This window comes from Microcystis sp. M49636_WE2 (genome assembly GCF_030065375.1).
GTDB classification, from domain to species: Bacteria; Cyanobacteriota; Cyanobacteriia; order Cyanobacteriales; family Microcystaceae; genus Microcystis; species Microcystis aeruginosa_C.
The window spans coordinates 1-4,157 of sequence record NZ_JASJFG010000292.1 but is presented as its reverse complement, the minus strand read 5'-3'; the positions used below and the strand labels follow the sequence as shown (position 1 = coordinate 4,157).

Below are 4,157 nucleotides of genomic sequence, written 5' to 3'. Positions count from 1 at the left end.
GGGGTCAAAACGCAGTAACAGCATGGTATCGGTTAAACCATCCAAGGAATTAACCGGGGCATGATAACCCAGATCTGGGGTTTGTGCCTCCTTGACATCGGATGTCAACACTTTCGCGCCAACTACCAGAATATTAACGGGGCGGTTGAGGGCGGGAAGTTGCAGATTTTCATAGGATATGGCCTGTTGATTGTTAAAAGCGGCGGCTTCTTCGGGACTAAGAGCAGCTTGTCGCAAAGGTGTGGAGGAGAGAGACACAGCTAACATAGCCCCCGCCGTAGCGGAAACTAGGGCGCAGCCAGTTAAGCCTAGGGCTGTCAGGAACCATTTACCCGACAATCGCCGCTTTTTAACAGGTTTAGCCGCTAATTTGCTTGATTTTCCGCTTTTAAGCCTTGATTTCGTCTTATTAACCACAAATTGCCTCACACAATCACTAAATATCTCCCTAAAACCATATTTAAAGAGATAAACTATTTGTTTTCTCAGATAACCGGAAAAGATTATTAAACTAATCGGGTTTTCTAGAGAGTTAGCAGATAATATAGCAGAATTTTTCCTTATAGTTCTTCGGCATCGCAATTTTGTCGAAATATCTAGGGTTTGTTTCGTGGGAGCGGGGTGTGGGAATTATGAATTATGAATTATGAATTGGGAAGCGGGGAAGCGGGGAAGCGGGGAAGTGGGGGAGTGGGGGAGTGGGGGAGTGGGGAAATTGAACTAAAACCGCAACACCCCAACCCCTAAAACCTGTCTCGGAGTCTCCTCATTGGCTGATTTTTTTGTGCAGAAATAACTTTTGTGGTCGATTAAATAACCGATTGATCAACCAACCGTCGGTTTTTTGCAGACGATAACCGCTACTTAAGTACAGTGACTGGGCTGCTAGATTATTATCGAGAACATGGAGGGAAAGTTCCTCAAAACCCCATTCTCTAGCGATCTGTTCACACTTGAGCAGCAATCTCCGGGCCAGACCGGCACGCCGGCGATCGGGACTAACGGCTAAATTAGAAATATAAGGAATGGGAACAGCTAAAAAAGAACTGGATTTTAAGCTGATTTCCGCCGTAGCGACAATAACTTCCTGAGGACCCGTGGCGGTGACACTGGTTTGACTGACTACCAGACAGTGATAGTAAGGGGTATCACCGCGTAATCGTCCCCGTAAGTCCTCGTAAATGCCTAATTTAAAGATAGGACGCAGAAAAGACCAATAATTGGCCGTGGGGAAAAAACTATCGGCGATAATCTCCGCCAAGCTTTTGAGATCTTGGCTTTGGGCCAAACGCACCTCGACGGTAATGGCGGCAGTGTCACCGGTCGCTTCCGAGTCGGAGGGATGAGACAATAGGTATGAGATAAAACAGGAGTCCACTTTAATCACAGGAGTCGGCAGGGAAGATGGGGATGGCAGTCCTTATCTGGGAAAGGTAAATAGGGGTGGGAGCTAGTTGGGAGAATCAAGCATCTATCTTAAGGAGAATCCCGCAATTTTTCAAGACTACTGAATCAAAATCTCATCTATTCTACTGCCTATAGCCCCAGTTGGGGGAAAGACCGCTATTTTTCGGGAATTTTTTTTGATCGCCGGGCCATGGTTAAGATGGAATGATGCTGGTCAGAACTAATCTCTTTCTTTTTGGGTCAATTAACTATATTCTTTAATCTAATCTATCCTCCTATCCTCTCTATGATCAAAGAAATTTCCGCTTATTTGCAAGTGTTCCGCAGTCAAAAAATGGCGGCTTTGTTATTCTTAGGTTTTGCTTCCGGATTGCCCTTATTTCTCACCAGTCGCACCCTGCAAGCTTGGATGACCACCGAAGGAGTTGATCTGAAATCGATCGGTTTATTTAGTTTAGTTACCCTCCCCTACTCTCTCAAATTTCTTTGGTCTCCCTTGCTCGATCGCTATGTTCCTCCTTTTCTTGGTCGTCGTCGCGGTTGGATTTTAATCGCTCAAATTTGTTTAACTTTAGCGATTGGTTTTATGGCTTTTCAACAACCAAAACAATCTTTGGAATTATTGGCAATTAATGCTTTACTGATCGCTTTTTTTAGTGCCACTCAAGATATTGCCTACGATGCCTATCGCACAGATATTTTAGAAAAATGGGAGATGGGTGCCGGGGTAGCGATCGGGGTTTTAGGTTATCGTTTGGCTTTAATTTTAACCGGTTCGATCGCTTTAATTTTAGCCGATCACTTTCCCTGGCCTCTCGTCTATCTTTTCCTGGCTGGATTGATGGCTTTAACGATTATTTGGTCTTTTTTCGCCCCGGCTACTCCCCCTAGGGATGATACTCCTCAAACCCTTTTAGAGGCGGTTTGGTTGCCTTTCCAAGAGTTTTTTCAACGCTATCAAATAGGTCAAGGAATCGGCATTCTCGCCTTTATTGTTCTCTATCGTTTAGGGGATGCTTTAGTTAATAATATGGTGACTCCTTTTCTCTTAAAAACTGGTTTCAGTCAAACCGATATCGGGGCGATCCAAGGCGGCATGGGCATGATAGCAACTATGGTGGGAGTTTTATTAGGTGGCTCCCTGTTAAGTCGTTGGGGAATTAATCGATCGCTCTGGATTTTTGGCGGCTTGCAAGCTATTAGTAATTTAGTCTATTTTATTTTAGCAAATTTAGGGCAAAATTATCCTTTTATGGTCTTGGCTATTAATATTGAAAACTTCTGTGGTGGCTTAGTCACTGCCGCTTTTGTGGCTTTTTTAATGAGTCTTTGTAATGCTCGTTTTACCGCTACTCAGTACGCCCTTTTATCAAGTTTAATGGCCTTTAGTCGCGATATTTTGGTGGCTCCCGCCGGAGTTGTAGCCGAGGCGATCGGTTGGCGGTGGTTCTTTTTAATCACGGTAATCGCCGCTTTACCCGGGTTAGCGTTATTGCCTTTATTTGCTCCTTGGCAAGAGCAGGATTAAGCTAATTTATGAGCTAGGAAGTGATGATTTATTCCTCCGATTTTACTCGCATAACTACTAAAGTCATATCGTCACTACTGTCATTTCCTAACCCAGTAAAAGCGGCCACTTTCCCAAATAAATATTCGAGAATTTGTTCGGGATCGGTGTACTGTTGACAGGCTTCTTTAACTGCCGATAGCCAATTTTGCTGATCAAATCTTTCCCCTTTCGAGTTAACTGCATCGGTAAAGCCATCGGTATAATAGATCAGCGTATCTCCCGCTTCTAATTGCACTTGGGCATCATCATAGATAGAATCGGCCTCTAAACCAACTAATGTCCCTTCCGTGTCAAGAGACTCTAACTCTGCCGTTTTAGCCCGCCACCAGAGGGTGGGATAATGGGCAGCATTACTGTAGCCAAGACGCTGCGTCAGTGGATCATACTCGGAATAAAATAATGTCACGAAACGATGAGAATTATCGAGATCGGCATACATAACCCGATTGAGATGACGCAAAATCTGGGCCGGGGAGTGACGATTTAACACTTCCGCTCGCAACATTCCCCGGGTCATGGTCATCAATAATCCTGCTGGGACACCTTTACCCATGACATCACCGATGACTATACTCCAAGGAGCGCTACTGGCTTCCCTTTCCGCCTCCGTTGCCGGTTTAAATTGATCGTAGTTGCAGGGGATAAAATCATAATAATCGCCACCAACGCGATTAGCCGTTTTGCAGTGGGCTGCCAATTCTACCCCCTGAATTTTCGGACATTGCCGGGGTAAAAGACGATTTTGGATTTCGGAAGCGATTTCTAACTCTCGATCCTGACGTTCCTTGGCCCGTAATTCGATCGTTAATTCATTATTAGCTATAGCTACCGCCGTTTGATCCGCCACTAGCTGCAACAGTTTACGACGGGTGGGGGTCCAACCATAATCGGGATCGCGACTGAAAACGTATAAACGTCCCCGCTCACTATTTTTTACTAAAACAGGTGTACTATAAACCTGCGTACCCTGTCCGAGAGTTTGCCGGATCTGATGGTCGAGACTGTCGAGAAGCGATCGATTATTTTTGTTCTCAAGTGTCGCTTCTTGGTTTAATTGTCGGATAATTGCCTCTAATTGTCGGCGTAGTTCCCCATTAATTTGATTATCTTGGCAATGGAGTTGATCAAGCGCCACTTGACCGTTATTTTTGCTCAAAATCAATGCCCCTCCCTCCGCGTC

Annotated in this window: 3 protein-coding genes and 1 pseudogene; 1 reads left to right on the top strand and 3 read right to left on the bottom strand. The window is 44.9% G+C overall.

All coding sequences use genetic code 11. The features are described from left to right. A pseudogene (locus tag PX484_RS06995) lies at window positions 1–417 on the bottom strand (LCP family protein); the annotation flags it as partial. A 349-nt stretch (window positions 418–766) separates the two neighbouring features. Continuing rightward, window positions 767–1,387: a GNAT family N-acetyltransferase gene (locus PX484_RS06990; protein ID WP_004268880.1), complete on the bottom strand. Its 621-nt coding sequence runs from the start codon at window positions 1,385–1,387 to the stop codon at window positions 767–769. A 306-nt stretch (window positions 1,388–1,693) separates the two neighbouring features. Between PX484_RS06990 and PX484_RS06985 the strand changes: the two genes are divergently transcribed. Further along, complete coding sequence (locus PX484_RS06985) at window positions 1,694–2,935, top strand: AmpG family muropeptide MFS transporter (RefSeq protein WP_287766976.1); 1,242 nt, start codon at window positions 1,694–1,696, stop codon at window positions 2,933–2,935. A gap of 28 nt (window positions 2,936–2,963) precedes the next feature. On the opposite strand, the gene PX484_RS06980 is transcribed toward PX484_RS06985, so the two are convergent. Then, on the bottom strand, window positions 2,964–4,157 hold a 1,194-nt coding region (locus tag PX484_RS06980), incomplete at its 5' end, for a PP2C family protein-serine/threonine phosphatase (protein WP_288103261.1).